The following is a 25,540-nucleotide window of genomic DNA, read 5'->3' on the forward strand; positions in this document are numbered from 1 at the left end:
TTTTTCCTGTTTCGAATAAGGTGCGCTTTTCTGGTTTGCAATAAGAAAAAGATAATTTCTTTACGAGTGTTTCACAAGGTCCTTTAATTCATGGGAAAGCTCATTCTCGGTATTCTGCTGTGTTTGCTGGCTTTTTATATAAAAAACTCAGCAACAGCGGGTGTCGCGCTGCCCTATAACCTGACATTTCTGGGCTGGCTGGGGCTTGCGCTCATCGTATTTTCCTGGGGTTATAAAGGTCGTTTTGAGCGATCGCGACGCCAGCCCCTTCTGACCGCAGGCAGCCTGCTCCTGCTCTTCCCCTGGCTTTTGCAGGCGCGCGGCAACCCCGGCGTGTGGGTGCTGCTGTTGGCACTCCTGCTGTGGCAGGCGCTGCTACGCCTGCCGTGCATGCCCCGGCAAAAACATCAGCTTTTGCTGGCGGTATTTATACTGGCGCTGGGCCAGGCGCTTATCGCCCTGATTCAGGCGTTCTGCCCGCACCTCGCGATGCAGCTGTATGAATATGACTGGCTACGCAATCATGGCCGCCCCTACGGTATTTTCCAGCAGGTTAATCTGCTCGCGAGCTTTCTCGCCACCGGCGTCGGCTGCGGTTTTCTGCTACTGCTGACGGAACGGCGCGCCCGGGGAATAACCGCTGTGCTGATAACCGCGGGCCTCGGCGTGCTTGCTTTTGTGCTGGCCCTGAACCAGTCCCGTGCTGGCGCTATCGGCGCGGTTGTCGTCATCGCCGCGCTCTGCGCCGTTGCCGGGCGTGGGAAAGCCCCCCGTGCAGGCGCGGCGCTGGCCGTGATGGCGCTCAGCGCCGGGGCGGGCTGGTACATCACGCAGCATGTCACGGTGCTGTTCAACGGTGAACCGTTCCTGATGGCGCGGGATTACGCCGGCTCCACGCAGGAGCGCCGGCATATCCTGCGCATCACCTGGCAGATGATAATGCTGCACCCGTGGGCGGGATGGGGCTACGGCACGTTTGAGTACGCCTTCAGTCGCTGGCTGCTGGCGCACCCGGGTTACACCTTCCGCGTGCCGGTCACCCACCCGCACAACGAGCTGCTGTATGCCTGGTTCCAGGGCGGCATCACAGCGCTGGCGGGCATGCTCGTGCTGTTCGCGGGCTGGGTAAGGATGCTCATCCGCGCCCTGAAAACCCGCCGCGCAACGCTGGCTTACGCGCTGCTGATTGTGCCGCTGCTGGCGCACCTGAACCTGGAGTACCCGTTTTACCAGTCGTTCATTCACTTCGGGCTGTTCCTGCTGCTGCTGCGCCTGGGCGTGACGGAAGCGCCGCCGGCCGCACGCCAGGCAGCCCGGGCGCCGCGGCTGGCTGCCGTGCTCTGCGGCGCGGCGCTCATCGTCTTCAGCGGGGCGGGGCTTTACGCTAACCACCAGCTGACGGCGCTTGAGCGCAGCCAGCTTGCCGGGTTCCCGTCTCCCGCGCCGTGGTACTTCGCCACGCAGTCTGAACGCGCGCAGTTCGACGAAATGGTGGCCCTGCTGATGGACTACAACCGCACCCGCAACGCGGCGAACCTGGACGAATTTATGGCGCGGGCGCAGGCGTGGTCGCTGCGGCATAACGACGCCAATGTCTGGCGCAGCATGATGATGATTGAGCAGTTCCGGGGGAATCAGGCCAGGGTGGCGGAAATGGCGCAGACGTATAAGAAGCTGTTTCCTTTGCAAAACGAGAAATAACGACAATGCCGCCCACAGGGCGGCATTTTTATATCAGGCGAGCTGTTCGTCGCGCTTTCCAAGGCGGAACACGCTGACGGTTTCCAGCAGCCGGTGCGCCTGCTCCTGCATCGATTGCGCGGCGGCGGCAGATTGCTGTGAAAGCGCGGCGTTCTGCTGCGTCGCGGCGTCCATCTGCGTTACGGCGACGTTCACCTGGTCGATGCCTGCGCTCTGCTCATGGCTTGCCAGCGAAATGTTCTCCACCAACTCGCTCACGCGCTGCACGCTGCGGACAATTTCTTCCATTACATCACCTGCGCCTTTCACCAGCGTATTGCCTTCTTCGATGCGGTGCACCGAGCGGTCGATCAAATCGCGAATATCTTTCGCGCTGGCGGCAGAACGCTGCGCCAGCGCCCGCACTTCGGCCGCGACGACGGCGAAACCGCGCCCTTCGCTACCCGCACTGGCAGCTTCTACCGCGGCGTTAAGCGCCAGGATATTGGTCTGAAAAGCGATGCTGTCGATAACGCTGACAATGGTGCTTATCTCACTGGAGAAGCGATGAATCACACTCATGGTCTGCACTACGCGCTCCACCGCTTCGCCGCCTTCACCTGCGCGCAGGCGCGCATCGCGGGCGATGTTGCTGGCAAAGCGGGAGTTTTCAGCGTTATTTTTCACCACTGAGGTGAGCTCTTCCATGGAGGCTGCTGTCTCCACCAGCGCGCTGGCCTGCGCTTCATTACGCGAAGAGAGCTCCCGGCTGCCGGTCGCGATTTGCGATGAGGCGGTGGCGATAGTCTCCGTGCCCGCCCGTACGCCTGCCACAATGCGCGTCAGGTTGCTGTTCATCTCTTTGAGCGCGCGCATCAGCTCGGCGGTTTCATCGCGCCCATGAACGGTAATCGTCGCCTGCAAATCTCCGGCGGCCACCGTACGGGCAATGGATACGGCTTCAGCCAGCGGGCGCGTGATGCTGCGCACCAGCCACCAGGTAATTAACGCGCCGGTAAGAAGAGTCAGCGCCATAGTGAGCAGCAGCATTAACCGCGTGCGTTGAAACTGCGCTTCGTTGCGAACGTTGGTCTGCTGATGGAGATGTTCCGCCTGCTTCAGCGTGCTGGCGACCATCTCATCGATCATGTGCGTCGGCTCACGATCAATACCCGCTACCAGGTGATCGACCCGCTGCGCGCTGGTCGGGTCATTCACCACGTATTGCGTCAGCGCGTTCAGGTAGTGCTGTTCCAGTTCGGCGTGCAGGACGCGGGTTTTCATCACCGCGTCGGCGTCCATACCCATCTGCGGCAGCAGCGCGGCGAGTTCATTAAGCAACGCCTGCGTCTTCTGGCTCTGGCTGATAAACGCGCTTCGGTATTTATCAAACTGCGCCTGGTCCTGAGCGCCGCGCAGCAGAGTGTTTTTCCACTCCTGCACCTGAATTTTGAACTGCACCTGGGCATTGCGGGCCGTATCGATACTTTCCGCTATCACCTTCTCCGTGGTCATGATCTCCTGGTTTTGTTTAAGGCCGTTGGCGTTAACCGCAAGGCTGCGTATGCCAATAAACAGCGTAGCGAGCAGCAGCAGGCCCGCCAGCAGGCCAAGCCGCTGTCCGATAGTAAGATGATTAAGTTTCATTGCAGTTGGTCATTTCCCGGTCAAGAAGGCGTGCGGCCCACGCGAGCAGGAGATATCGACCGCAAAAAGAGGAGCTTTAAGCTCACTAAAGAAGGAAACGCAGATGCATATAAGGTAATGCGATGAACAAAAAAGAAATAATCGCTTTATGACACTTTTATGAAACCTCTCAGAGCGCGTGAAACGCGGCGCTGAAGGCTAAAAACAAACACACCGCCCGCAGGCGGTGTGCTGTGTGGAGCGGGAAGAATTACTTCTTCGCAGCGCGTTCGAAAGAGGTACGAATTTCTTCTTTCGCGGCTTCTGCGTTGTCCCAGCCGTCAACTTTAACCCATTTGCCTTTTTCGAGGTCTTTGTAGTGCTCGAAGAAGTGGGTGATCTGCGCTTTCAGCAGTTCCGGCAGGTCGTTCACATCGTTAATGTGATCGTATTCTTTGGAGAGCTTGGTGTGCGGTACAGCAACCAGTTTCGCATCTTCGCCAGATTCGTCGGTCATTTTCAGCACGCCAACCGGACGGCAGCGGATCACAGAGCCCGGCTGCAGCGGGTACGGCGTCGGGACCAGCACGTCAACCGGGTCGCCATCCAGGGAGAGGGTATGGTTGATGTAACCGTAGTTGCACGGATAGAACATAGCGGTGGACATAAAGCGGTCAACGAACAGCGCGCCGCTGTCTTTGTCCACTTCGTATTTGATCGGGTCCGCGTTGGCCGGGATTTCGATAATAACGTAGATGTCTTCCGGCAGATCTTTGCCCGCAGGTACGTTCAGTAAGCTCATGTCTGTTTCCTTAAAAATGTATGGCAAACAAGTGCCCGGTATTATAGCCAGGTGGAGGTAAATGTCTTTGCCTGTTTTCGCCGGTCCGGCGTAGCGGGACGATTTTAAGACCTTTTCCGCGCCCGGAAAATCCATAAAGCCAGCCGCATTCTCAATAAATCTGTGTAACCGTTTACAAAGCAGATACAGGTCAGGATTTTTGTGTAAGAAAAGCCTGCTATCTCACCTTAGGCGGCAGGCGCGCCAGCGCTTGTCTTGCGTCACCTTTTGTCACTCACGGGATTTAACGTTTTCGTTACTTTTTTGAATTGTGATGTAACGCATTCAGTTACATCCCGGATTGTCTATAGTTTCGGCGCAGGTGGAGATTTAACCAACAATAACCCTACGAGGATGCACTTATGTGGAAGCGCTTACTTCTGGTCACAGCAGTTTCGGCAGCCATGTCGTCTATGGCGATGGCCGCCCCGTTAACCGTGGGATTTTCTCAGGTAGGTTCCGAGTCTGGCTGGCGAGCGGCGGAAACTAACGTCGCCAAAAGCGAAGCGCAGAAGCGAGGCATCAATCTGAAGATTGCCGACGGCCAGCAGAAACAGGAAAACCAAATCAAGGCGGTGCGCTCTTTCATCGCTCAGGGCGTGGATGCCATCTTTATCGCCCCGGTCGTCGCAACGGGTTGGGAGCCGGTGTTGCAGGAAGCAAAAGAAGCGGAGATCCCGGTTATCCTGCTTGACCGCTCCATCGACGTAAAAGACAAGTCGCTCTATATGACCACCGTTACCGCCGACAACGTGCTGGAAGGCAAGCTGATTGGCGACTGGCTGGTGAAAACCGTCGCCGGCAAGCCGTGTAACGTTGTGGAACTTCAGGGCACCGTGGGCGCAAGCGTGGCGATTGACCGTAAGAAAGGTTTCGCCGAAGCCATCTCTAAAGCGCCGAATATCAAAATCATCCGTTCTCAATCCGGCGACTTTACCCGTTCGAAAGGGAAAGAGGTGATGGAGAGCTTTATCAAAGCGGAAAACAACGGCAAGAACATCTGCATGGTTTACGCGCATAACGACGACATGGCGATTGGCGCGATTCAGGCCATTAAAGAAGCGGGCCTGAAGCCGGGCAAAGATATTCTGACCGGCTCCATCGATGGCGTGCCGGACATCTTCAAAGCAATGATCGACGGCGAAGCTAACGCAAGCGTTGAGTTAACGCCGAACATGGCGGGCCCGGCATTCGACGCGCTGGAAAAATTCAAAAAAGACGGCACTCAGCCTGAAAAACTGACTATCACCAAATCGACGCTCTATCTGCCGGATACGGCTAAAGAGACGTTAGAGCAGAAGAAAAATATGGGTTACTGATAAGCCAATAGCAGTGGCGGCGGCTCTTCGACGCCTGTGAACCTCTTTCTGGCGAGGGGGCGGCGAGGGTGAAAACCCTCGCCGCGGCCCTCTCCCTGGAAAGACGAGAAAAAAAACGGCCCCTTTGGCCGAAGTAAAACGTAAAGAAGCGAACCGATTCGCTCTTTTCTACGGAAGAGAGGAAGGAAAACCGACGCCTCGATGAATCGGTCATTTAATAAGAAGCAAACCGAGCCCCTCTTCCCTCTGGGAAGAGGGGCAATTTTCGGAGTGAGTAAACACAGCGCATCCACCGTTTTAGCGCGTGGGCAACGGGGAGTCCGGCAATGCATAACGAACAGCAGGAGATCCTGCGCACGGAAGGCTTAAGCAAATACTTTCCAGGGGTGAAAGCGCTTGAAGAGGTCAACTTCAGCCTGCGGCGCGGCGAGATCATGGCCTTGCTTGGCGAGAACGGCGCCGGGAAATCCACATTGATTAAAGCCCTGACTGGCGTTTATCAGCCGGACGGCGGCACCGTTTTTCTCGAAGGCAAACCGGTGCGGCCGAAAAACACCGCTCACGCCCAGGAGCTGGGCATCGGCACCGTCTACCAGGAGGTCAACCTGCTGCCCAATATGTCGGTGGCGGATAACCTGTTTATCGGTCGCGAGCCCCGGCGCTTTGGGCTGTTGCGCCGTAAAGAGATGGAGCAGCGCGCCGCGCGGTTGATGGAATCTTACGGCTTTAAGCTCGACGTGCGCGAGCCGTTGAACCGTTTTTCCGTGGCGATGCAGCAGATTGTCGCTATCTGTCGCGCCATCGATCTCTCCGCCAAAGTGCTTATCCTGGACGAGCCCACCGCGAGCCTCGACACCAAAGAGGTAGAGATGCTCTTTACCCTGATGCGCCAGCTGCGCGATCAGGGCGTCAGCCTGATTTTCGTCACCCACTTTCTCGACCAGGTTTATGAAGTCACCGACCGCATCACGGTGCTGCGCAACGGCAAGTTTGTAGGGACGCGTGATACTGCCGAACTGCCGCAAATCGAGCTGGTGAAGATGATGCTGGGACGCGAACTGGACACCAACGCGTTGCAGCGCGCCGGACGCACCCTGTTGAGTGAGAAACCGGTCGCCGCCTTCAGCAACTTCGGTAAGAAAGGGGTTATCACGCCGTTTGATCTGGAAATTCGTCCCGGCGAAATCGTCGGTCTCGCCGGCCTGCTCGGTTCGGGGCGTACCGAAACCGCTGAGGTTATCTTCGGCATTCACCCCGCCGACAGCGGCACCGCCGCCATCAAAGGCAAGCCGCAGACGTTGCGATCGCCGCATCAGGCCTCCTGTCTCGGGATTGGCTTTTGTCCGGAGGACCGCAAAACCGACGGCATTATCGGCGCCGCGTCGGTGCGAGAGAACATTGTGCTGGCCTTACAGGCCCAGCGCGGCTGGCTGCGGCCGATTCCGAAGCGTGAGCAAATTCAGATAGCCGAGCGTTTTATTCGCCAGCTTGGCATCCGCACGCCGGGCACGGAACAGCCGATAGAGTTTCTCTCCGGCGGCAACCAGCAAAAAGTGCTGCTTTCGCGCTGGCTGCTGACGCGTCCGCAATTTTTGATTCTGGATGAGCCCACGCGCGGCATCGACGTTGGCGCGCATGCGGAAATTATTCGCCTGATAGAAACGCTCTGCGCCGACGGGCTGGCGCTGCTGGTGATTTCGTCAGAGCTGGAAGAGCTGGTGGGCTATGCCGACCGGGTGGTGATCATGCGCGACCGGCAGCAGGTGGCGGAAATTCCGCTCGAGCAGCTTTCGGTGAGCGCGATTATGAATGCCATTGCGGCATAAGGAGTTCTGAGTGATGGGATCATTACCTGAAGTGGGCGCGCCAAAACGCCGCTTTCGCTGGCCGCCGGGCATGCCGCAGTTAGCGGCGCTGCTGTTGGTGCTGCTGGTGGACAGCCTGGTGGCGAGCCACTTCTTCCAGATAGTGTTGCAGGATGGCCGCCTGTTCGGCAGTCCGATCGATATTCTTAACCGCGCCGCTCCCGTGGCGTTGCTGGCGATCGGCATGACGCTGGTGATAGCGACTGGCGGCATCGACCTTTCCGTGGGGGCGACCATGGCTATCGCCGGGGCGACCGCCGCCGCGATGACCGTCGCCGGGCACAGCCTGGCGGTTGTCCTGCTCGCCTCGCTCGGCGTGGGCGTGCTGGCGGGGTTATGGAACGGCATTCTGGTCGCGGTGCTGAAAATTCAGCCCTTCGTCGCCACGCTTATCCTGATGGTGGCCGGGCGCGGCGTAGCGCAGTTGATTACCTCCGGGCAAATCGTCACCTTTAACTCGCCTTCGCTCTCCTGGCTTGGCAGCGGCTCGCTGTTGCTTTTCCCAACGCCGGTTATCATCGCGCTCGTCACGCTGATTATTTTCTGGCTGTTCACCCGTAAAACGGCGCTCGGCATGTTTATCGAAGCGGTGGGCATCAACATTCGGGCGGCGAAAAACGCCGGCGTTAACACCCGGGGCGTGGTGATGCTGACCTACGTGCTGAGCGGCGTCTGCGCCGCTATCGCGGGCGTTATCGTCGCGGCGGATATTCGCGGCGCGGACGCCAACAACGCCGGGCTGTGGCTTGAGCTGGACGCCATCCTCGCCGTGGTGATTGGCGGCGGCTCGCTGATGGGCGGGCGCTTCAACCTGGCGCTTTCGGTGGTGGGCGCGCTGATTATCCAGGGGATGAATACCGGTATTCTGCTCTCCGGCTTTCCGCCGGAACTTAACCAGGTGGTAAAAGCGGTGGTGGTGCTTTGCGTGCTGATAGTCCAGTCGCCGCGCTTTATTGGCTTGCTGAAGGGAGTGCGCCGCCATGATAAAACGTAACCTGCCGCTGATGATAACGCTTGCGGTGTTTGTGCTGGGCTACCTCTACTGCCTGACGCAGTTTCCCGGCTTCGCCTCCACGCGCGTAATTTGCAACATTCTTACGGATAACGCATTTCTTGGGATCATCGCGGTCGGCATGACCTTCGTGATCCTCTCCGGCGGGATCGATCTCTCGGTCGGCTCGGTGATCGCCTTTACCGGCGTATTCCTCGCCAAAGCGATAGGCTTCTGGGGACTTTCGCCGCTGGTGGCTTTCCCGCTGGTGCTGGCGATGGGCTGCGCCTTCGGCGCTTTCATGGGGCTTTTGATAGACGCGCTGAAAATCCCGGCGTTTATCATTACGCTCGCCGGGATGTTCTTTCTGCGCGGCGTCAGCTATCTGGTTTCCGAAGAGTCTATTCCGATTAACCATCCCATTTACGACACGCTCTCAAGCCTCGCCTGGAAAATCCCGGGCGGCGGACGCTTAAGCGCGATGGGTCTGCTGATGTTGGGCGTGGTGGTTATCGGTATTTTCCTCGCTCACCGCACCCGTTTTGGCAACCAGGTTTACGCCATCGGCGGCAGCGCGGTTTCGGCGAACCTGATGGGTATCTCCACCCGCAGCACGACCATCCGCATTTACATGCTCTCCACCGGGCTTGCCACGCTTGCGGGTATTGTCTTCTCGATTTATACCTCGGCAGGTTACGCGCTGGCGGGGGTAGGGGTAGAACTGGACGCCATCGCCTCGGTGGTCATCGGCGGCACGCTGCTCTCCGGCGGCGTGGGAACGGTGCTGGGCACGCTGTTTGGCGTCGCTATCCAGGGCCTGATCCAGACCTATATCAACTTTGACGGCACGCTCAGTTCATGGTGGACCAAAATCGCCATCGGCATTTTGTTGTTTATCTTTATTGCGCTACAGCGCGGCCTCACCGTGCTGTGGGAAAACCGCCAGAGCGCGGATGTTAAACGCGTTAGCACGGCGCCAACAAGCCAGTAACATACTGAAATCGCTAAAAATGGTTAAACTTTCTCCGGTGATTGCCGATAACTCACTATTCGTCCGTTTTGAGCTATCGCGATTACCGGGAAACGTACCATGCTAAAAAATCTCTCCATTCGTACCGGCCTGCTGACCCTGTTGGCGGCCATGACGCTTTTGCTGTTGGTCGTTAGCGGGATTGGTATTTACGCGCTGACGCAAAGTTCCACCTCTCTGCAACGCATCAACCAGCTACAGGGTGAAAAAATGGTGCGCCTGAACGAAGGCTATACGCTGCTTTTGCGGGCGCGTAACGAAGCCGGGCAGGCGGTGCGCCAGATGGAGGTCGGCCTGTTAGACGATGCCGGTCATTCCGTGAAAAGCGTCACCGCGGAAATCGCCCAGGCGCAGCAGACGCTGAAAGCGCTGATTGCCAGCGGCGTGGACGACGAGCAGGGCGCCGCGCTACTGAAAAAGCTGGCGGCAAGCTATCACGCCTATGACAGCAAAGGCATCACGCCGATGCTGGCCGCGCTCAACAAGCAAAGCCCCGATGACTATTACGACTTGCTGGAAAACGGGCTTATTCCGCTCTCCCGCAGCTTCGATAACGACATGCAGGCGTTCCAGCGCTGGAGCGAACAGCGCGGCAATGAAGAGGTGGCGACGGTACAGGCGCACAAGCGGACGGTGATGGGGTTAATGGTGTTCGCCGTGCTGCTCACCGCGGCGTTGATTGCGCTGGTGTGGCTGGCGCTGCGTCATTTGCTGCTCCAGCCACTGAGCCGTGCGATTGAACAACTGGAAGTGATTGCCGCAGGCGATCTCACCCATACCACTGCTGACGCGGGCAACAACGAACTGGGACGCCTGGCGGCGGCGATTGAGAGTATGCGCCAGGCGCTGATGGCGTCGGTGCTACGCGTGCGCGACGCCAGCGCGCAGATAGATACCGGCAGCCGCGAGCTTTCGGCTGGCAACGTCGATCTCTCTCAGCGCACCGAATCGACCGCCACCTCCCTTGAGCAGACCGCCGCGAGCATGGAAGAGATCACCGCCACGGTGAAACAGAACGCGGCGAATGCCGAAGCGGCGCACAAGATGGCGCAAACCGTTTCCGATACCGCCGATCGCGGCAGCGAAATGGTCTGCTACGTCATTGAGAAAATGCGTGATATTTCCGGCAGCGCTGGCCGCATCGCCGACATTCTGAGCGTTATTGACGGCATCGCCTTCCAGACCAACATCCTGGCGCTGAATGCCGCGGTGGAAGCGGCGCGGGCAGGAGAACAGGGAAGAGGATTCGCAGTGGTGGCAGGCGAAGTGCGCAGCCTTGCCAGCCGCAGCGCCGAGGCGGCGAAAGAGATCCGCACGCTTATCAGCGACTCGCAAACCCACGTTGGCGAAGGCAGCGAACTGGCGCAGCAGGCGGGCGAAACCATGGATGAAATTGCCGAAGAGGTTTTACGCATGACGAAGCTGATGCGAGAAATCGCCAACGCGTCGCATGAACAGAGCCGCGGCATTGAGCAGGTGAATATCGCGGTCAGCCAGATGGACGAAGTGGCCCAGCAGAACGCCGCGCTGGTGCAGCAATCTTCCGCCGCCACGCGATCGCTTGAAGAGCAGTCGCAGCAGCTGGTGGAGGCGATGGCGACGTTCCGGTTGCAGATGCAGGCCGTATAAAAAAGAATAAAGCGGTGGGGCAAAGGCTCCCGCTTCCTGGAAGAATAATTTTAGAGGGACATATGGCAACGTGTATTCAATGTGACGAACAGGCTTTGGAAGGGGGCGATTACTGCGCAAAATGCGAAGAAAAAGCGTTTAAAAAGATTGGCGGCTGGCTTTATATTCCCGCGCTTGGGCTGCTGGCGACGTTACTTGTCAATAGCTTCTCCGTTATCGTTACGCTGCGTCTTCTTCTCGATAGTGCTGGTCTGCTGCCGGGCGCGGTAGCAGGCGTACTCTATTTTGAGCTGTTCGCTTTCGCAGGACTCTTTTTTCTGGCGCTTTATGTCTCAAGTCTGTTTGTGCGTAAAAAGCGCCAGCTGCCAAAAAACTATATCGCGCTGGTCATCGCGGGCATTCTGGTGCTGGGAGCAGACGCCTGGCTTGGCTATCGCTATCTCGATATGCCGCTAAACTACGAAAATATTTCCCCGGTGGTAAGAAGCGTAATCGGCGCCTGTGTCTGGATCCCATACTTTCTGGTATCGGTCCGCGTGAAGCGCACCTTTGTGCGCTAGGTAATAAAAGGGCGGCGCAAGCCGCTTTTTTTTGGCTGACTGCATGCATTGTTGCGCCACCCTGAATGACAAGGGAGGGCGGATAACATTAAAGCGCCGCTGCTGGCGAAAATGCCGGTCTGTTCCTTCGCCGGGGCGTGAGTGAGGAGCTCGACAGGCTGGCGCTCCTTACCACGGCTCTCGTTTTTGCCTGCGAGCGTCTGATACCGGCGCGGGGACGGGAGTTTTTCGGGAGCGTAACGGCTGCTAATAATACCCCGGCACAGGAACCGGGATCTTCATTCAGGGTTTGAGGGTCTGATGGCGGGCATTTACGGGCTTTGCGCTCGTCCAGTTTAGCGAGCAACCATGGTCTGCAAGCTGCTGCCAATAATCAGGGGGTGACTGTTTTTTACCCAGTGGGAGAAACGTAAAAAACGGCCAGTTTTTTAACGGGCACTTATCGGGCCGCGCCGACAGCAGCGCTGTTCTATAGCGAAGCGTGAGTTGGCAGGATAAAAAACGGCGCCTTCAGAGCGCCGTTTATAAACTTCAGGCCTGCGTTACGCGTCCGGATACTCGCGAATAAAGCGCTCGACATCTTCCACCATGTGGTCGGTGCCGACGAAGAACGGACGGCGCTGGTGCAGGCTGTCCGGAACGATGTCCAGAATGCGCTGCTTGCCGTCGCTCGCCTTGCCGCCCGCCTGTTCGGCGAGAAACGCCATCGGGTTGCACTCATACAGCAGGCGCAGCTTGCCTTCCGGATGGCTTGCGGTGCTCGGATAAAGATAAATGCCGCCTTTAAGCAGGTTGCGATGGAAATCCGCCACCAGCGAGCCAATGTAGCGTGAGGTGTAGGGGCGCTGGGTCGCTTTATCTTCTTCCTGGCAGAATTTGATGTATTTCTTCACGCCATTCGGGAATTTGATGTAGTTGCCTTCGTTGATGGAGTAGGTGTTGCCTTTCTCCGGGAAGCGCATGCGCTCCTGGCACAGGCAGAATACGCCAAGCGAAGGGTCGTAAGTGAAAGCGTGAACGCCGCAGCCGGTGGTGTAAACCAGCATGGTGGAGGAGCCGTAAACCACGTAACCCGCCGCCACTTGCTTGCTGCCAGGCTGCAGGAAGTCTTCCATGGTGACCGGCGTGCCGACCGGCGTCACGCGGCGGTAGATAGAGAAAATGGTGCCTACAGAGACGTTAACGTCGATGTTAGACGAGCCGTCCAGCGGGTCCATCAGCACGACATACTTTGCATGTTCGCAGCCTTCAAACACCACAATCTCATCTTCTTCTTCAGAAGCGATGCCCGCCACGATATCGCGAGCGCGCAGTGCGGCTTTCAGCTTTTCGTTGGCGAACAGATCGAGCTTTTGCTGCACCTCGCCCTGAACGTTTTCCGCGCCGCTGGCGCCGAGAATATCAACCAGGCCTGCTTTATTGATATCGCGGTGGATAATCTTCGCGCCCAGCTTTATTGCCGACAGCAGCGCCGTCAGTTCGCCGGTCGCATGTGAAAATTCGTGCTGCTTTTCGACAATAAACTCACCTAACGTTTTCATAACACTTTCCCTGCATCTGAAGTTGAGTAAAGCGATCACAACAATATTAACAAAGTTTCAAATTGTCGCGCAGAAGTGAATCGTGTAAGCCAAATACAGATAATCCTGAAATGCATTTATCAGGCCGCCTTCCTGCGGGTAGAATGTGCGCCGGACTAAAAAAGGATAGTGACGTATGCGCATTCATATTCTGGGTATTTGTGGCACTTTTATGGGCGGACTCGCGATGCTGGCGCGTTCGCTTGGCCACGAGGTGACGGGCTCGGATGCTAATGTCTACCCGCCAATGAGCACCCTTCTTGAAAAGCAAGGTATCGAATTAATCCAGGGCTACGACGCCGCGCAGCTGGAGCCGCGCCCGGATCTGGTCATCATCGGCAACGCCATGACCCGCGGCAATCCCTGCGTGGAAGCGGTGCTGGAGCAGGGCATTCCTTATATGTCCGGCCCGCAGTGGCTGCACGATTTTGTGCTGCGCGACCGCTGGGTCGTCGCCATCGCCGGCACCCACGGTAAAACCACCACCGCCGGCATGGCCGCCTGGATCCTTGAAGCCTGCGGCTACAAGCCGGGCTTTGTGATAGGCGGCGTACCGGGTAATTTTGACGTTTCCGCGCGCCTTGGCGATAGCCCGTTCTTCGTAATCGAAGCTGACGAATACGACTGCGCCTTTTTCGACAAACGCTCCAAGTTCGTCCACTACGCGCCGCGCACGCTGGTGCTAAACAATCTGGAATTCGACCACGCCGATATCTTCGACGACCTGAAGGCTATCCAGAAGCAGTTCCACCATCTGGTGCGCATCGTGCCGGGGCAGGGGAAAATCATCTGGCCCGAAAGCGATATCAACCTGAAGCAAACGCTGGGGATGGGCTGCTGGAGCGAGCAGGAGACGGTCGGCGAGCAGGGCCACTGGCAGGCGAAAAAGCTGACCACCGATGCCTCAAACTGGGAAGTGTGGCTTGACGACGAAAAAGTAGGGGAAGTGAACTGGAGCCTCGTAGGCGAGCACAACATGCATAACGGGCTGATGGCGATTGCCGCAGCGCGCCATGTAGGCGTAACGCCCGCCGACGCCGCGCAGGCGCTGGGTTCATTCGTTAATGCCCGCCGCCGTCTGGAATTGCGCGGCGACGCGAACGGCGTAACCGTGTATGACGATTTCGCCCATCACCCGACCGCCATCCTCGCCACGCTTGCCGCCCTGCGCGGCAAAGTGGGCGGCACGGCGCGCATCCTCGCCGTGCTGGAGCCGCGCTCCAACACCATGAAGATGGGCGTCAGCAAAGACGATCTCGCCCCTTCGCTCGGTCGCGCCGACGAAGTGTTCCTCTTCCAGCCGCACCACATTCCGTGGCAGGTGGCGGAAGTGGCGGAAGCCTGCGTTCAGCCTGCCCACTGGAGCGCCGATCTCGACACGCTGGTGGAGATGATTGTGAAAACCGCGCAGCCTGGCGACCATATCCTGGTGATGAGCAACGGCGGCTTTGGCGGCATTCATCAGAAGCTGCTGGATGGCCTCGCACAGAAAGCGCAGGCCTGAAAAAAGGGCGTCTCCCGCGCCCCTGGCTTCATCCTTGCTGGTAAGAAAAGCCGCTTCCTGCGAAGCGGCTTTTTTATTCTCTACTCTTTCGCGATGGGCGTATCGCTGGCTTGCGTTTGCTTATCGCCCTGAATGGCGGCGACCTGTTTCTCCACGTCCGCCACCTGTTCGCTGCTGTGCAGCAGCGTGTAGGTTAAATCGAACTGCGTGCTGGCGCCGGGTGCGAGTTGCTTCACGCGCTTCTGCTCGCGCTCAATGGTCACCGGATAGGCGTAGCTGGTGCCCGGTTCGATGCCGGTCACGTAACCCTGTTTTTCCGTGTCGGTGTTTTTCCACATCGTCAGCACCGGCAGTTGCGACACGTTAAAACCGATAGCCGCCCCTTTGTCGCCCGCTTTGTTGATCACGGCGGCGAGGGTCTGCTGGTTCGCATCGGCAATCGGGGTGAGGTTAAAGACCATTTCGTCAAAGTCTTTCGTCGGCGCGCTGTAGGTATTCCACGTTTTTATCCCGCCTTTGGCGTAGTCGTTAAAGGGGCTCACGTTCGCCAGCGGAGCGATAAAGCGCGCGCCTTCTTCCAGAATCGGCTTGCCGAAGTTGCTGTGGTAGATAATCTGATAATCATGCGGATAATCGGCGTGGTTCGTCAGCACATCGTGCAGGCTGAAGCTGTTGCTGCCCGGCACGTAGCGCAATTCGGTCATGGTTTGCAGGTCCGCTTTCTTAAAGGTGCTCTCTTTAATCAGACCGCGTATGCGGATTTCATACGGCGCGCTTTCGTTCACTTCTACTTCCACGCGGGAGGCTGGCGTGTTGCCCGCTTTGCCATGCAGCGTATAAAGCTGGCCGTCAGCCGTTGTCGGATGGCCGGTCCACTCATAGCCGCAGCGCACCATCATTTCATTGAACCCTTCCAGCCAGCCGAGACCGTTGCGGCTTTCCAGATTAATAAACGCCGGGTTCACGACCTCTTTGACCGGCGAATCCCAGCCCAGGCGCACGCCAAACCCTTGCGCATGCAGCAGGTTCATGCCGCGCGTAGGGCTTAAGACGATGGTGAGGCCGTTTTCGCTGGTGAGCGTGATGATTTTGCTGCCCTCCTGCTTGCCGCCGTGCAGCACTTTTTGCTCAATGCTGAACGGGGCGCCTTTGAGGTTCAGCTGCTGGCTGGTTATGCGCCAGTCGCCTTTATCCGTGCCCTTTTCAGCGTTGGTCAGCACCCATGTCTGAGCGGAAGCCTGAGCCGAAACCAGCAGCGCGAGCGAGGTCAGAAGCAGCGTCTTTTTCATCCTTTTATCCTTTTTGCTGAATCGATTTAAGTTAATGGCCTGTGAAGACTAGTTTCTGTGGCGGATAAGAAACGTGATCGCATTCACTGCCCGGGAAAAAGCAGCAGACTAAGAAAATTTTTGAGGTCAGGGTCTGTTTTTTATGCAATCTGGAGGGTGCGTTGCGATAAAAGTGTGAAGCAAAACCTGGTTAGCTTTAACGTTTCAGCTTAAGAGCGTTTAATGAATTAAAAGGGCGAGGAGAGAGAAAGTAAAAAGAAGCCCGGCGGAACCGGGCTTTTAGCGGTTATTCCTGGCCTTCGGCCAGTTCGCGCAGATACTGGAAAATCAGGCGGGAGGATTTAGGCGGCTTGTTGCCTTCCTTTTCCTTTTTCGCGTTGCGGATAAGCGAACGCAGCTGCTGACGGTCCGCCTGCGGCCAGAGGTTCAGCACGTCCGGCACCGCGTCGTCGCCTTCTTCAATCAACCGGTCGCGCAGATGTTCCAGCTTATGGAACAGCGCTACCTGCTGGTTGTGGCGGTTTTTCAGTTTATCCAGGGCCTGACGGATAGGTTCGTCATCGCGCTGGCGAAGCATTTTGCCGATAAGCTGCATCTGGCGGCGGCGGCCTTCTTTCTTGATGCGCTGCGCCAGTTCAATCGCGGCGCGCAGATCTTCATCCAGCGGGATCTTATCCAGGGCGTTCTTGCCCAGGTCCACCAGCTCGGCGCCGAGACGTTTTAACTCTTCGGCATCGCGCTTAATTTCGCTTTTGCTGACCCAGATAATTTCGTCATCGTCGTCTTCGTTTTCATTATCAGGGACATCATCGAGCCAGTCTTCGGGCTGCTTTGTCATCTCAGGCTCCTTAAAAAAAGAGGCTAATACTACCAGTTAAGGCGCGCACTGCGAAATGGTTCTCTGTTAGACTCAAAAAATACGTCTTCTGTTTTCACCTTACATTATGGCATTCGCGATGAAACTAATCACACAAGTTGCGCAACAGCGCAAAACACTGGAAGAGGCCGTCGCCACTGCGCTGGAACTGGCATCGGGCAAGGCGGACGGCGCGGAAGTGGCGGTGAGCAAAACCACCGGTCTGAGCGTTAGCACCCGCTACGGTGAGGTGGAAAATGTGGAATTCAACAGCGATGGGGCGCTCGGCATTACCGTTTATCATCAGAACCGTAAAGGCAGCGCTTCCTCCACCGACTTAAGCCCGCAGGCGATTGCCCGCACGGTGCAGGCGGCGCTGGATATCGCGCGCTATACCTCGCCGGATCCGTGCGCGGGCGTGGCGGATAAAGATCTGCTGGCGTTTGACGCGCCGGATCTCTCTCTGTTCCATCCGGCGGAAGTGGACCCGGATCGCGCCATTGAGCTTGCCGCCCGCGCCGAGCAGGTCTCGCTGAAAGCCGATAAGCGCATTACCAATACCGAGGGCGGCAGCTTCAACAGCCATTACGGCATTAAAGTATTCGGCAACAGCCACGGCATGCTGCAGAGCTACTGCTCCACCCGCCACTCGCTTTCAAGCTGCGTCATTGCCGAAGAGAACGGCGACATGGAGCGCGACTATGCCTACACCATCGGCCGGGCAATCGAAGATTTGCGCTCGCCGGAGTGGGTGGGCGAAGAGTGTGCTAAACGCACCCTGTCCCGCCTGTCGCCGCGTAAGCTCCCCACCATGAAAGCGCCGGTGATTTTCGCCCATGAAGTGGCGACCGGCTTGTTCGGTCATCTGGTGGGCGCCATTAGCGGCGGCGCGGTTTACCGTAAATCGACCTTCCTGCTGGATTCGCTGGGTGAACAGATCCTGCCTGACTGGCTGACGATTGAAGAGCATCCGCATCTGCTGAAAGGGCTCGCCTCTACGCCGTTTGACAGCGAAGGGGTGCGCACCGAGCGTCGCGATATTGTGAAGGATGGCGTGCTGCAACAGTGGCTGCTGACTAACTATTCAGCGCGCAAGCTGGGGCTGAAAAGCACCGGCCACGCGGGCGGCATCCATAACTGGCGCATCCAGGGGCGCGGCCTGAGCTTTGATGAGTTGCTCAAAGAGATGGGCACCGGACTGGTGGTCACCGAGCTGATGGGCCAGGGCGTGAGCGGCATTACCGGCGACTATTCCCGCGGCGCTGCCGGGTTCTGGGTTGAAAATGGCGAGATCCAGTATCCGGTAAGCGAAATCACCATCGCCGGCAACCTGAAGGATATGTGGCGCAACATGGTCACCATCGCCGACGATATCGAAACGCGCAGCAACATTCAGTGCGGCTCCGTACTGTTGCCGGAAATGAAGATAGCCGGGCAATAATTCCCAGGGGCGCCCGCAGCGGCGCCCTTTTTTTGTCACCATAATAAGAAGGTAAGCCGATGCGTAAGTCATTGTTAGCAATGTTAGCCGTTTCCTCCGTGCTGTTTGCCAGCACCGCAGCTCTGGCGGCGGATCTGGAGGATGATATGGATATCCTCAACGAAAACCTGAAAACGGTGCAGAAAACCACCGACGCGGCGGAGATGAAAGACGCGTTAACCAAAATGCGCGAAGCGGCGCTGGATGCGAAAAAATCGACGCCGCCGAAGCTTGAGGACAAACCGGCGGACAGCCCGGAGCTGAAAGATTTCCGTCACGGTCTGGATACGCTGGTAAGCCAAATTGACGGCGCGCTGAAGCTGGCTAGTGAAGGCAAGGTGAAGGAAGCGCAGGCGGCGGCTGAAGATTTCAAAACCACACGCAACACTTACCACAAGAAATACCGTTAATTGCCAGGCCAGCCCGTTCGCTGCGGGCTGGCTGGTTCCTGCACAGGCGGCTCAGCGTAAATAATGAATCACCTGATTGCTGCTGCCGCGCCAGATAAGCGCCGGATCTTTGAGATCCTGCATGAACTTCCCGTCTACCAGCACGTTGATAAGGTCAACGACCTCACGCTGCGCTGACGTTAACTCCGCAAGCTTATAGCCCGTCCATACCCAGATATCTTTACCGGGACATTCAGCCCGCACGCGGCGCACCAGCGTTAAAATCGCTGGCACATTTTGCGGATGCAGCGGGTCGCCGCCAGAGAGCGACAGCCCCTGGCGTTTTATTCGGGTATCGTTGAGGTCCTGGATTATCTGCGTTTCCATTTCTGGCGTGAAATGAGCGCCGGAGTTAAGCCGCCAGGTGCTTTTGTTATAGCAGCCGGGGCATTCATGAACGCAGCCCGCGACAAACAGCGTGCAGCGGGTGCCGGGGCCGTTGACTATATCAACCGGATAGTACTGATGAAAATTCATTCCGCTTCTCAATTGACGCCATAGCGGCGTTGGCTGCACTCATTCGCCCCGGTCACTTACCGGAGTAAGCTCCCAGGGACTCGTTCGTTTGCCGCCTTGCTCTGACGCCAGTTGCTTTGCGGAACCGCTTCTTAACTGACGCCATAGCGGCGTTGGCTGCGCTCATTCGCCCCGGTCACTTACCGGAGTAAGCTCCCGGGGACTCGTTCGTTTGCCGCCTTGCTCTGACGCCAGTTGCTTTGCGGAACCGCTTCTCAATTGACGCCATAGCGGCGTTGGCTGCACTCATTCGCCCCGGTCACTTACCGGAGTAAGCTCCCGGGGACTCGTTCGTTTGCCGCCTTGCTCTGACGCCAGTTGCTTTGCGGAACCGCTTCTCAATTGACGCCATAGCGGCGTTGGCTGCACTCATTCGCCCCGGTCACTTACCGGAGTAAGCTCCCGGGGACTCGTTCGTTTGCCGCCTTGCTCTGACGCCAGTTGCTTTGCGGAACCGTTTCTCAATTGACGCTATAGCGGCGTTGGCTGCACTCATTCGCCCCGGTCACTTGCCGGAGTAAGCTCCCGGGGACTCGTTCGTTTGCCGCCTTGCTCTGACGCCAGTTGCTTTGCGGAACCGTTTCTCAATTGACGCCATAGCGGCGTTGGCTGCATTCATTTTCCCCGGTCACCATCAGCGCGGCGTGAGCCATGCAGGGCGGGTTAGCGAGCCGATATCCATCATCAGGCCTTACCCAATCTGCCCGTTGCCTAAATGCTTCACGCGGCGTTTTACCTCTTCCTGCTTGCCGGCGTTAAACGGACGCGCATCCGGGCTGCCGAGATAGCCGCACACGCGGCGGGTGACGGAGACGCGGGCGGCGTCGTGGTTGCCGCATTTCGGGCAGGTAAACCCTTTGCTGGTGCACTCAAACTCGCCGGTAAAGCCGCACTCGTAACACTCATCGATTGGCGTATTCGTGCCGTAATAAGGCACATGCTGATAGCTGTAATCCCATACGTCTTCCAGCGCCCGCAGGTTGTGCTGAATGTTCGGATATTCGCCGTAGCAGATGAAGCCGCCGTTCGCGAGCGGCGGGTAGGGCGCTTCAAAGTCGATTTTGTCGTAAGGGTTCACCTTTTTCTCCACGTCCAGGTGGAAGCTGTTGGTGTAATAGCCCTTGTCGGTCACGCCAGGCACTACGCCGAACTCGGCGGTATCAAGACGGCAGAAGCGGTCGCAGAGGTTTTCGCTCGGCGTGCTGTAGAGGCTAAAGCCGTAGCCGGTCTCCTCTTTCCACTGGTCCACCGCGTCACGCAACCGCGCCACAATGGCGATGGCTTTGGCGCGCAGCGTTTCGCTGTCATAAACATGCTGATTGCCGCTGAGCGCGTTGATGGTTTCATGAATGCCGATATAGCCAAGGGAAATTGAAGCGCGGCCGTTTTTAAAGATCTCCGCCACCTCGTCATCCGCTTTCAGGCGTACGCCGCAGGCCCCTTCCATATAGAGAATGGGCGCCACGCGCGCTTTTACCCCTTCGAGACGGGCGATGCGGGTCATCAGCGCCTTGCGCGCCAGCGCCAGACGCTCATCCAGCAGCGTCCAGAAGGCGGCTTCGTCGCCTTTCGCTTCCAGCGCGATACGCGGCAGGTTAAGGCTGATAACGCCGAGGTTGTTGCGCCCGTCGTGGATCTGCTCGCCGTTCTCTTCGTACACCCCAAGGAAGCTGCGACAGCCCATCGGCGTTTTGAAGGAGCCGGTGACTTTCACCACCTGGTCGTAATTCAGGATATCGGGATACATGCGCTTGCTCGCGCACTCCAGCGCCAGCTGCTTAATGTCGTAGTTCGGGTCGCCGAATTTGTGGTTGAGGCCGTCGCGAATGGCGAACACCAGCTTCGGAAAGACCGCCGTTTTACGGTTTTTACCCAGCCCTGCGATGCGGTTGCGCAGAATCGAAGTCTGGATGAGGCGCGACTCCCACGATGTACCGAGGCCGAAGCCGAACGTGACGAAGGGCGTCTGGCCGTTGGCGGTGTGCAGCGTATTGACTTCATATTCCAGCGACTGGAAAGCGTCGTAACACTCTTTTTCCGTGCGGTTGCGGGCATAGCCCTCCGCGTCCGCGATCTGCCACTCTTGCGCTACCCGACGGTGTTTTTCAAAGCTTGCGGCGACGAAAGGCGCCAGCACCTCATCGATGCGGTTAATCGTGGTGCCGCCGTAAATATGGCTCGCCACCTGAGCGATAATCTGCGCCGTCACGGCGGTGGCGGTGGAGATAGATTTCGGCGGCTCGATTTCGGCGTTGCCCATCTTAAAGCCGCGCGTCAGCATGCCTTTTAAATCAATCAGCATGCAGTTGAACATCGGGAAAAAGGGCGAGTAATCGAGGTCGTGATAGTGAATTTCGCCGCGCTCGTGCGCCAGCACCACGTCGCGCGGCAGCAGGTGCTGACGGGCGTAGTGTTTCGCGACGATGCCCGCCAGCAGGTCGCGCTGGGTCGGGATGACTTTGCTGTCTTTGTTCGCGTTTTCATTGAGCAGCGAAGCGTTAGTTTGCTCCACCAGCCCCTGAATTTCGCGGTTCAGGCGGCCGCGCTTTTCACGTTCCACGTCGCGGTCGTGGCGGTACTCAATGTAGGCGCGCGCCAGCTGCTTGTGGTTACCCGCCATCAGCTGGTTTTCCACGGCGGTCTGAATTTCATGGATATCGACCTGGCTGCGCCCCTGCATCTGCTGGCTTACCAGGGCGGCGACGGTGGCGCAATAATCGGCGTCATCGACTCCCGCTGCTTTTGCGGCACGAAGAATGGCTTCCTGAATGCGCGCTGAATCGAAAGGTACTTTGCACCCGTCTCTTTTCACTACATGCGGTGTCATGATCTCTCCATTTTAAACAGGTTATCCACAGAGGCGTACAGGAGGCATGGACGGGATTTTTGTTTTTTTCACCCGCCGCTTCCGGCATTCCGGCCCCTTTTATCCACAGCCTGAACCCCGTTCAGGACGGCGCGGATTGTTGAAATAGTAGACGAAAAATACAAGATATTGGGCCGGGTGGGATTTTAAAGTCTATATATAGTGCTTTGCATCAAAGATGTTTGCGCTTTTATTGATGCAGGACAAAGCAAACCGGGCAGGGCGCAAAGGATGGGCGGTAGCGCGCGGGAATTCACTTTGTAAATGTATTGAGCAAAAAATCAACAAACACCCGCGCGCGGGGCGCCAGCTGGTGGCTCGGGTACTTCACCCACAGCGGCTGCGGCGCGGCCCAGTCGTCTACAAGTAAAGGAAGGAGCCGGCCCTCAAGTATATGCGGCTCGAGATACCAGTCTGCGAGCGAAACGATGCCCATGTCCGCCAGTGCGGCGTCCACCAGCACGTCCGGATAGGTACTGATAAGCCAGGCGTTTTGCTCTTCAAGCGTTATCTCTTGCGCAAGCCAGCTTTGCAGGCGGCCGTTGCCGGGGTTGCGATGCACCAGGCAGCGGTGGTGGGCTAAATCCTGCGGCGAACGGGGCGCGCCGAACTGCGCCAGGTAGGCGGGCGAAGCGGCCATCATCATGCGCATCGGGGCGATTTCGCGCGCCACTACGCGGCTGTCCTGTACGCTGCGCTGGCCGATGGCGACGTCAATGCGCTCGCCGATGAGGTTAACCCGGCGCGGATCCATCGCCAGATCGAGCCGGACTTTTGGGTAACGCTGCTGAAAACGCGCCAGTTCGGGCATTAAACGGTAGCGGCCAAAGCCGGGAATAACGCTTATGCGCACCAATCCTTCTGGCTCGTCTGCCGGGTTCTCCAGCGCCTGATTCAGGGCGTGCCACAGCGGGGAAACCTGCTCGCGCAGCGCCACGCCTTCTTCCGTTAGCATCACAAAGTGGGTGTTGCGCTGAAACAGCACGCGCCCCAGCCGCTGCTCCAGCAGCCGCACGCTTTTGCTTACCGCGGCGGGCGTCACGCCCAGCATACGCGCCGCCGCAGAAAAGCTCTGGCTCTCCGCCGCCGCCAGAAACGCGGGCAGCAGACGATGCACATCGGAAGTCAGCGCCATGGTTGATACCTTTGGTTGAAACAGAAATGCTTAAGGCCAGCCTACAGGTTAGCCTGCCGGCGTGACAACATAAAACCAACACCCCATAACGAGGAACGAAGAATGAAAAAAGTGTTGGTTCTGGCAGGCCACCGCACCCCGGATGAATCTCGCGTTAACCGCGCCGCCGTCGAGGCGTTTAAAGCCTTGCCGCAGGTCACGGTGCATGAGCTGATGCGCGAGTACCCCGATTTTCAGATAGACGTGAAGCGCGAGCAGGCGCTGCTGCTGGCGCATGACGCGGTTGTGATGCTGTTTCCCTTCTGGTGGTACAGCTCGCCCGCCATTTTGAAAGAGTGGCAGGACCAGGTGCTGGAGCACGGCTTCGCCTACGGCACGGGCGGCGACAGGCTGCATGGCAAACCGTTTCTGCTGATGGTCTCCACCGGCGGCAGCGAGCAGGCCTATTCGCCGGAGGGGTATAACCGCTATCCCATCGACGCCTTCTGGCTGCCGTTCAACGCCACCGCGAACATGACCGGGATGGTCTGGCAGCCGCCCGCGCTGATTCAGGGCACCCATGTGCTGACGGATGACGATCTCGACGCGGGCGTCAGCCGCTGGTTAAGCCGCATCAACGCGCTTTGCGCCTGAAGCGCCCGGCGCCTGCAGCCAGTAGACCGCCTCGAACGGGCGCAGCGTGCCTTCGCAAGGTCTGGGCGCCGGATCCGGGTAGTTGCTCATCAGCACCTGCCAGCCGTCGCCGCATTCACCCGGCATGCACCAGTGGCTTTCACGGCTCAGGTTGGCGACCACCATCAGCTGCTGGCCCTGCCATTCGCGGCGATAGCACCAGATAAACGGATGCTCCGGCAGCAGATCCTGATAGCTGCCCCAGGTAAAAATGGGGTGCGCTTTGCGCAGGCGAATCAGGTTCTGATAGGCGTAAAAGACCGAGTCGGGGTCGTTCAGCGCCGCTTTTGCGTTGATGGCGCGGTAATTATCGCAAAGCCCTATCCACGGCGTGCCGGTGGTGAACCCGGCGTTGTCGCTGTCGTCCCACTGCATCGGCGTGCGGCTGTTGTCGCGCGACTTACTGGCAAGAATAGCGAGCAGATGCTCCGGCTTATGCCCCTGCGCCCGCAGCTCGGCGAACATGTTATGGCTCTCCACGTCGCGGTAGTCGATGATGCGGGTGAAGTGCGGGTTGGTCATGCCCAGCTCCTCGCCCTGATAGATATAGGGCGTGCCCTGCATGCCGTGCAGCACCATGGCTAACATTTTCGCCGCCGGGACGCGCAGCTCTCCCTCGTCGCCAAAACGGGAAACGATGCGCGGCTGGTCGTGGTTACACCAGAACAGCGCATTCCACGCCACGTTGTGCATACCCTGCTGCCAGTGGCTGAAGATAGCCTTCAGCGCCACGTAATCGGGCGCCGCCAGCGTCCATTTCTGCCCGGCCGGGTAATCCACCTTCAGATGGTGGAAATTAAAGGTCATGGAAAGCTCTTTGCCGTCGAGCGCCGCGTAGCGCTGACAGTTGGCGAGCGTGGTGGAGGACATTTCGCCTACCGTCATTAGCTCGCGCGGCGTGAACACATCGCGGCTGAACTCCTGCAAATAGTCGTGAATGCGCGGCCCGTCGGTGTAAAAACGCCGCCCGTCGCCGTTAACGTCATCCGGGAAATCCTGATCCTTGGAGATAAGATTAATGACGTCGAGGCGCAGCCCGTCCACGCCGCGGTCGGCCCAGAACTCGCATACCTTTTTAAGCTCGGCGCGCACCGCGGGATTTTCCCAGTTGAGGTCCGCCTGCTCCGGGGCGAAAAGGTGCAGATAGTATTGTCCGCTTTCGGCGTGCCAGCGCCAGGCGCTGCCGCCAAACTTGGAACGCCAGTTATTCGGCGCCACCTCCGGCGAGCCGTCGCGCCAGATGTAAAAATCGCGGCGCGGGCTCTCTTTGTGCACCGCCTCGTGAAACCAGGCGTGCTGCGTGGAGGTGTGGTTAAACACCATGTCGAGAATGATGCGAATGCCGCGCTCGTGGGCGCCCGCCACCAACCGGTCGAAATCGTCCAGCGTGCCGTAAGCGGTGTCAATGGCGGTGTAGTGGGCGACGTCGTAGCCGTTATCCACCTGCGGCGAGATATAAAACGGCGTGAGCCAGATTGCGTCCACGCCAAGCGTTTGCAGATAGTCAAGGCGCTGGATAACGCCCGCCAGGTCGCCGGTGCCGTTGCCGGTCGTGTCCTGAAAACTCTTCGGGTAGATCTGATAAATAACGCCTTGTTGCCACCACGGCGGAGTCATATTCATCGCACTGTCCTGCTTTGCAAAGGGCGCGG

20 protein-coding genes are annotated in these 25,540 nt (G+C 58.2%); 11 read left to right on the plus strand and 9 right to left on the minus strand.

Translation table 11 applies throughout. The features are described 5' to 3' along the window. Nucleotides 1–90 precede the first annotated feature (90 nt). Nucleotides 91–1,701, plus strand: a complete 1,611-nt coding sequence (locus ACU4F7_RS02525) for an O-antigen ligase family protein (RefSeq protein WP_481637964.1) — start codon at nt 91–93, stop codon at nt 1,699–1,701. A 33-nt stretch (nt 1,702–1,734) separates the two neighbouring features. On the opposite strand, the gene ACU4F7_RS02530 is transcribed toward ACU4F7_RS02525, so the two are convergent. Then, nucleotides 1,735–3,327 carry a methyl-accepting chemotaxis protein gene (locus ACU4F7_RS02530; RefSeq protein WP_481637965.1) on the minus strand — a complete coding sequence of 531 codons (1,593 nt, stop codon included), beginning with the start codon at nt 3,325–3,327 and terminating at the stop codon, nt 1,735–1,737. Between the two features lie 250 nt (nt 3,328–3,577). Next, nucleotides 3,578–4,108 (minus strand): inorganic diphosphatase, encoded by a 531-nt coding sequence (ppa, locus tag ACU4F7_RS02535; RefSeq protein ID WP_029591379.1) that lies wholly within the window; start codon nt 4,106–4,108, stop codon nt 3,578–3,580. A 401-nt stretch (nt 4,109–4,509) separates the two neighbouring features. Between ppa and ytfQ the strand changes: the two genes are divergently transcribed. From ytfQ to ACU4F7_RS02565, 6 genes are all read left to right on the plus strand, one after another. Then, a complete protein-coding gene (ytfQ, locus tag ACU4F7_RS02540; RefSeq protein ID WP_024556591.1) occupies nt 4,510–5,466 on the plus strand; it encodes a galactofuranose ABC transporter, galactofuranose-binding protein YtfQ in 957 nt (318 codons plus the stop codon). A gap of 326 nt (nt 5,467–5,792) precedes the next feature. Then, a complete protein-coding gene (gene ytfR / locus ACU4F7_RS02545; RefSeq protein WP_029591378.1) occupies nt 5,793–7,292 on the plus strand; it encodes a galactofuranose ABC transporter, ATP-binding protein YtfR in 1,500 nt (499 codons plus the stop codon). Between the two features lie 10 nt (nt 7,293–7,302). Next, on the plus strand, nt 7,303–8,325 hold the full coding sequence (gene ytfT / locus ACU4F7_RS02550) for a galactofuranose ABC transporter, ATP-binding protein YtfT (protein ID WP_161808631.1): 1,023 nt from the start codon (nt 7,303–7,305) through the stop codon (nt 8,323–8,325). Next, nucleotides 8,312–9,313, plus strand: coding sequence for a galactofuranose ABC transporter, permease protein YjfF (gene yjfF / locus ACU4F7_RS02555; RefSeq protein WP_024556588.1), 1,002 nt, complete (start codon nt 8,312–8,314; stop codon nt 9,311–9,313). Before ytfT ends, yjfF begins: the two co-directional genes overlap by 14 nt. 99 nt (nt 9,314–9,412) lie before the next feature. Further along, complete coding sequence (locus ACU4F7_RS02560; RefSeq protein WP_481637966.1) at nt 9,413–10,981, plus strand: methyl-accepting chemotaxis protein; 1,569 nt, start codon at nt 9,413–9,415, stop codon at nt 10,979–10,981. A gap of 62 nt (nt 10,982–11,043) precedes the next feature. Next, nucleotides 11,044–11,541, plus strand: a complete 498-nt coding sequence (locus ACU4F7_RS02565; protein ID WP_481637967.1) for a DUF2569 domain-containing protein — start codon at nt 11,044–11,046, stop codon at nt 11,539–11,541. A 542-nt stretch (nt 11,542–12,083) separates the two neighbouring features. Here ACU4F7_RS02565 and fbp read toward each other — a convergent pair. Next, nucleotides 12,084–13,082, minus strand: coding sequence for a class 1 fructose-bisphosphatase (fbp, locus tag ACU4F7_RS02570; protein WP_024556586.1), 999 nt, complete (start codon nt 13,080–13,082; stop codon nt 12,084–12,086). A 175-nt stretch (nt 13,083–13,257) separates the two neighbouring features. On the opposite strand from fbp, the gene mpl reads away from it, so the two are divergent. After that, nucleotides 13,258–14,625: a UDP-N-acetylmuramate:L-alanyl-gamma-D-glutamyl-meso-diaminopimelate ligase gene (gene mpl, locus ACU4F7_RS02575; protein WP_481637968.1), complete on the plus strand. Its 1,368-nt coding sequence runs from the start codon at nt 13,258–13,260 to the stop codon at nt 14,623–14,625. An 80-nt stretch (nt 14,626–14,705) separates the two neighbouring features. On the opposite strand, the gene ACU4F7_RS02580 is transcribed toward mpl, so the two are convergent. After that, the gene (locus tag ACU4F7_RS02580) at nt 14,706–15,914 is read right to left on the minus strand and encodes an aldose 1-epimerase family protein (protein ID WP_481637969.1); all 1,209 of its coding nucleotides are present in this window, start codon (nt 15,912–15,914) and stop codon (nt 14,706–14,708) included. A gap of 286 nt (nt 15,915–16,200) precedes the next feature. Continuing rightward, entirely contained in the window at nt 16,201–16,752 is a 552-nt protein-coding gene (gene yjgA, locus ACU4F7_RS02585; protein WP_029591373.1) for a ribosome biogenesis factor YjgA, read from the minus strand. Nucleotides 16,753–16,858: 106 nt separating this feature from the next. On the opposite strand from yjgA, the gene pmbA reads away from it, so the two are divergent. Next, entirely contained in the window at nt 16,859–18,211 is a 1,353-nt protein-coding gene (gene pmbA, locus ACU4F7_RS02590) for a metalloprotease PmbA (protein ID WP_035887830.1), read from the plus strand. A gap of 59 nt (nt 18,212–18,270) precedes the next feature. Further along, nucleotides 18,271–18,660 (plus strand): cytochrome b562, encoded by a 390-nt coding sequence (gene cybC, locus ACU4F7_RS02595; RefSeq protein WP_481637970.1) that lies wholly within the window; start codon nt 18,271–18,273, stop codon nt 18,658–18,660. 51 nt (nt 18,661–18,711) lie between these two features. Here the strand turns inward: cybC and nrdG are convergent, their stop codons facing one another. The 3 genes from nrdG to ACU4F7_RS02610 form a co-directional block, all read right to left on the minus strand. Beyond that, nucleotides 18,712–19,176 carry an anaerobic ribonucleoside-triphosphate reductase-activating protein gene (nrdG, locus tag ACU4F7_RS02600; RefSeq protein ID WP_481637971.1) on the minus strand — a complete coding sequence of 155 codons (465 nt, stop codon included), beginning with the start codon at nt 19,174–19,176 and terminating at the stop codon, nt 18,712–18,714. Between the two features lie 730 nt (nt 19,177–19,906). Next, entirely contained in the window at nt 19,907–22,042 is a 2,136-nt protein-coding gene (nrdD, locus tag ACU4F7_RS02605; RefSeq protein WP_024556579.1) for an anaerobic ribonucleoside-triphosphate reductase, read from the minus strand. Between the two features lie 292 nt (nt 22,043–22,334). Next, nucleotides 22,335–23,216 (minus strand): LysR family transcriptional regulator, encoded by an 882-nt coding sequence (locus ACU4F7_RS02610; RefSeq protein ID WP_481637972.1) that lies wholly within the window; start codon nt 23,214–23,216, stop codon nt 22,335–22,337. Between the two features lie 102 nt (nt 23,217–23,318). On the opposite strand from ACU4F7_RS02610, the gene ACU4F7_RS02615 reads away from it, so the two are divergent. Continuing rightward, a complete protein-coding gene (locus ACU4F7_RS02615; protein WP_029591368.1) occupies nt 23,319–23,849 on the plus strand; it encodes an NAD(P)H-dependent oxidoreductase in 531 nt (176 codons plus the stop codon). Here ACU4F7_RS02615 and treC read toward each other — a convergent pair. Beyond that, a complete protein-coding gene (gene treC, locus ACU4F7_RS02620; protein ID WP_029591367.1) occupies nt 23,820–25,511 on the minus strand; it encodes an alpha,alpha-phosphotrehalase in 1,692 nt (563 codons plus the stop codon). The two genes, ACU4F7_RS02615 and treC, sit on opposite strands and share 30 nt — an antisense overlap. Nucleotides 25,512–25,540 lie beyond the last annotated feature (29 nt).

The sequence above is a fragment of the Franconibacter pulveris genome (assembly GCF_056780215.1).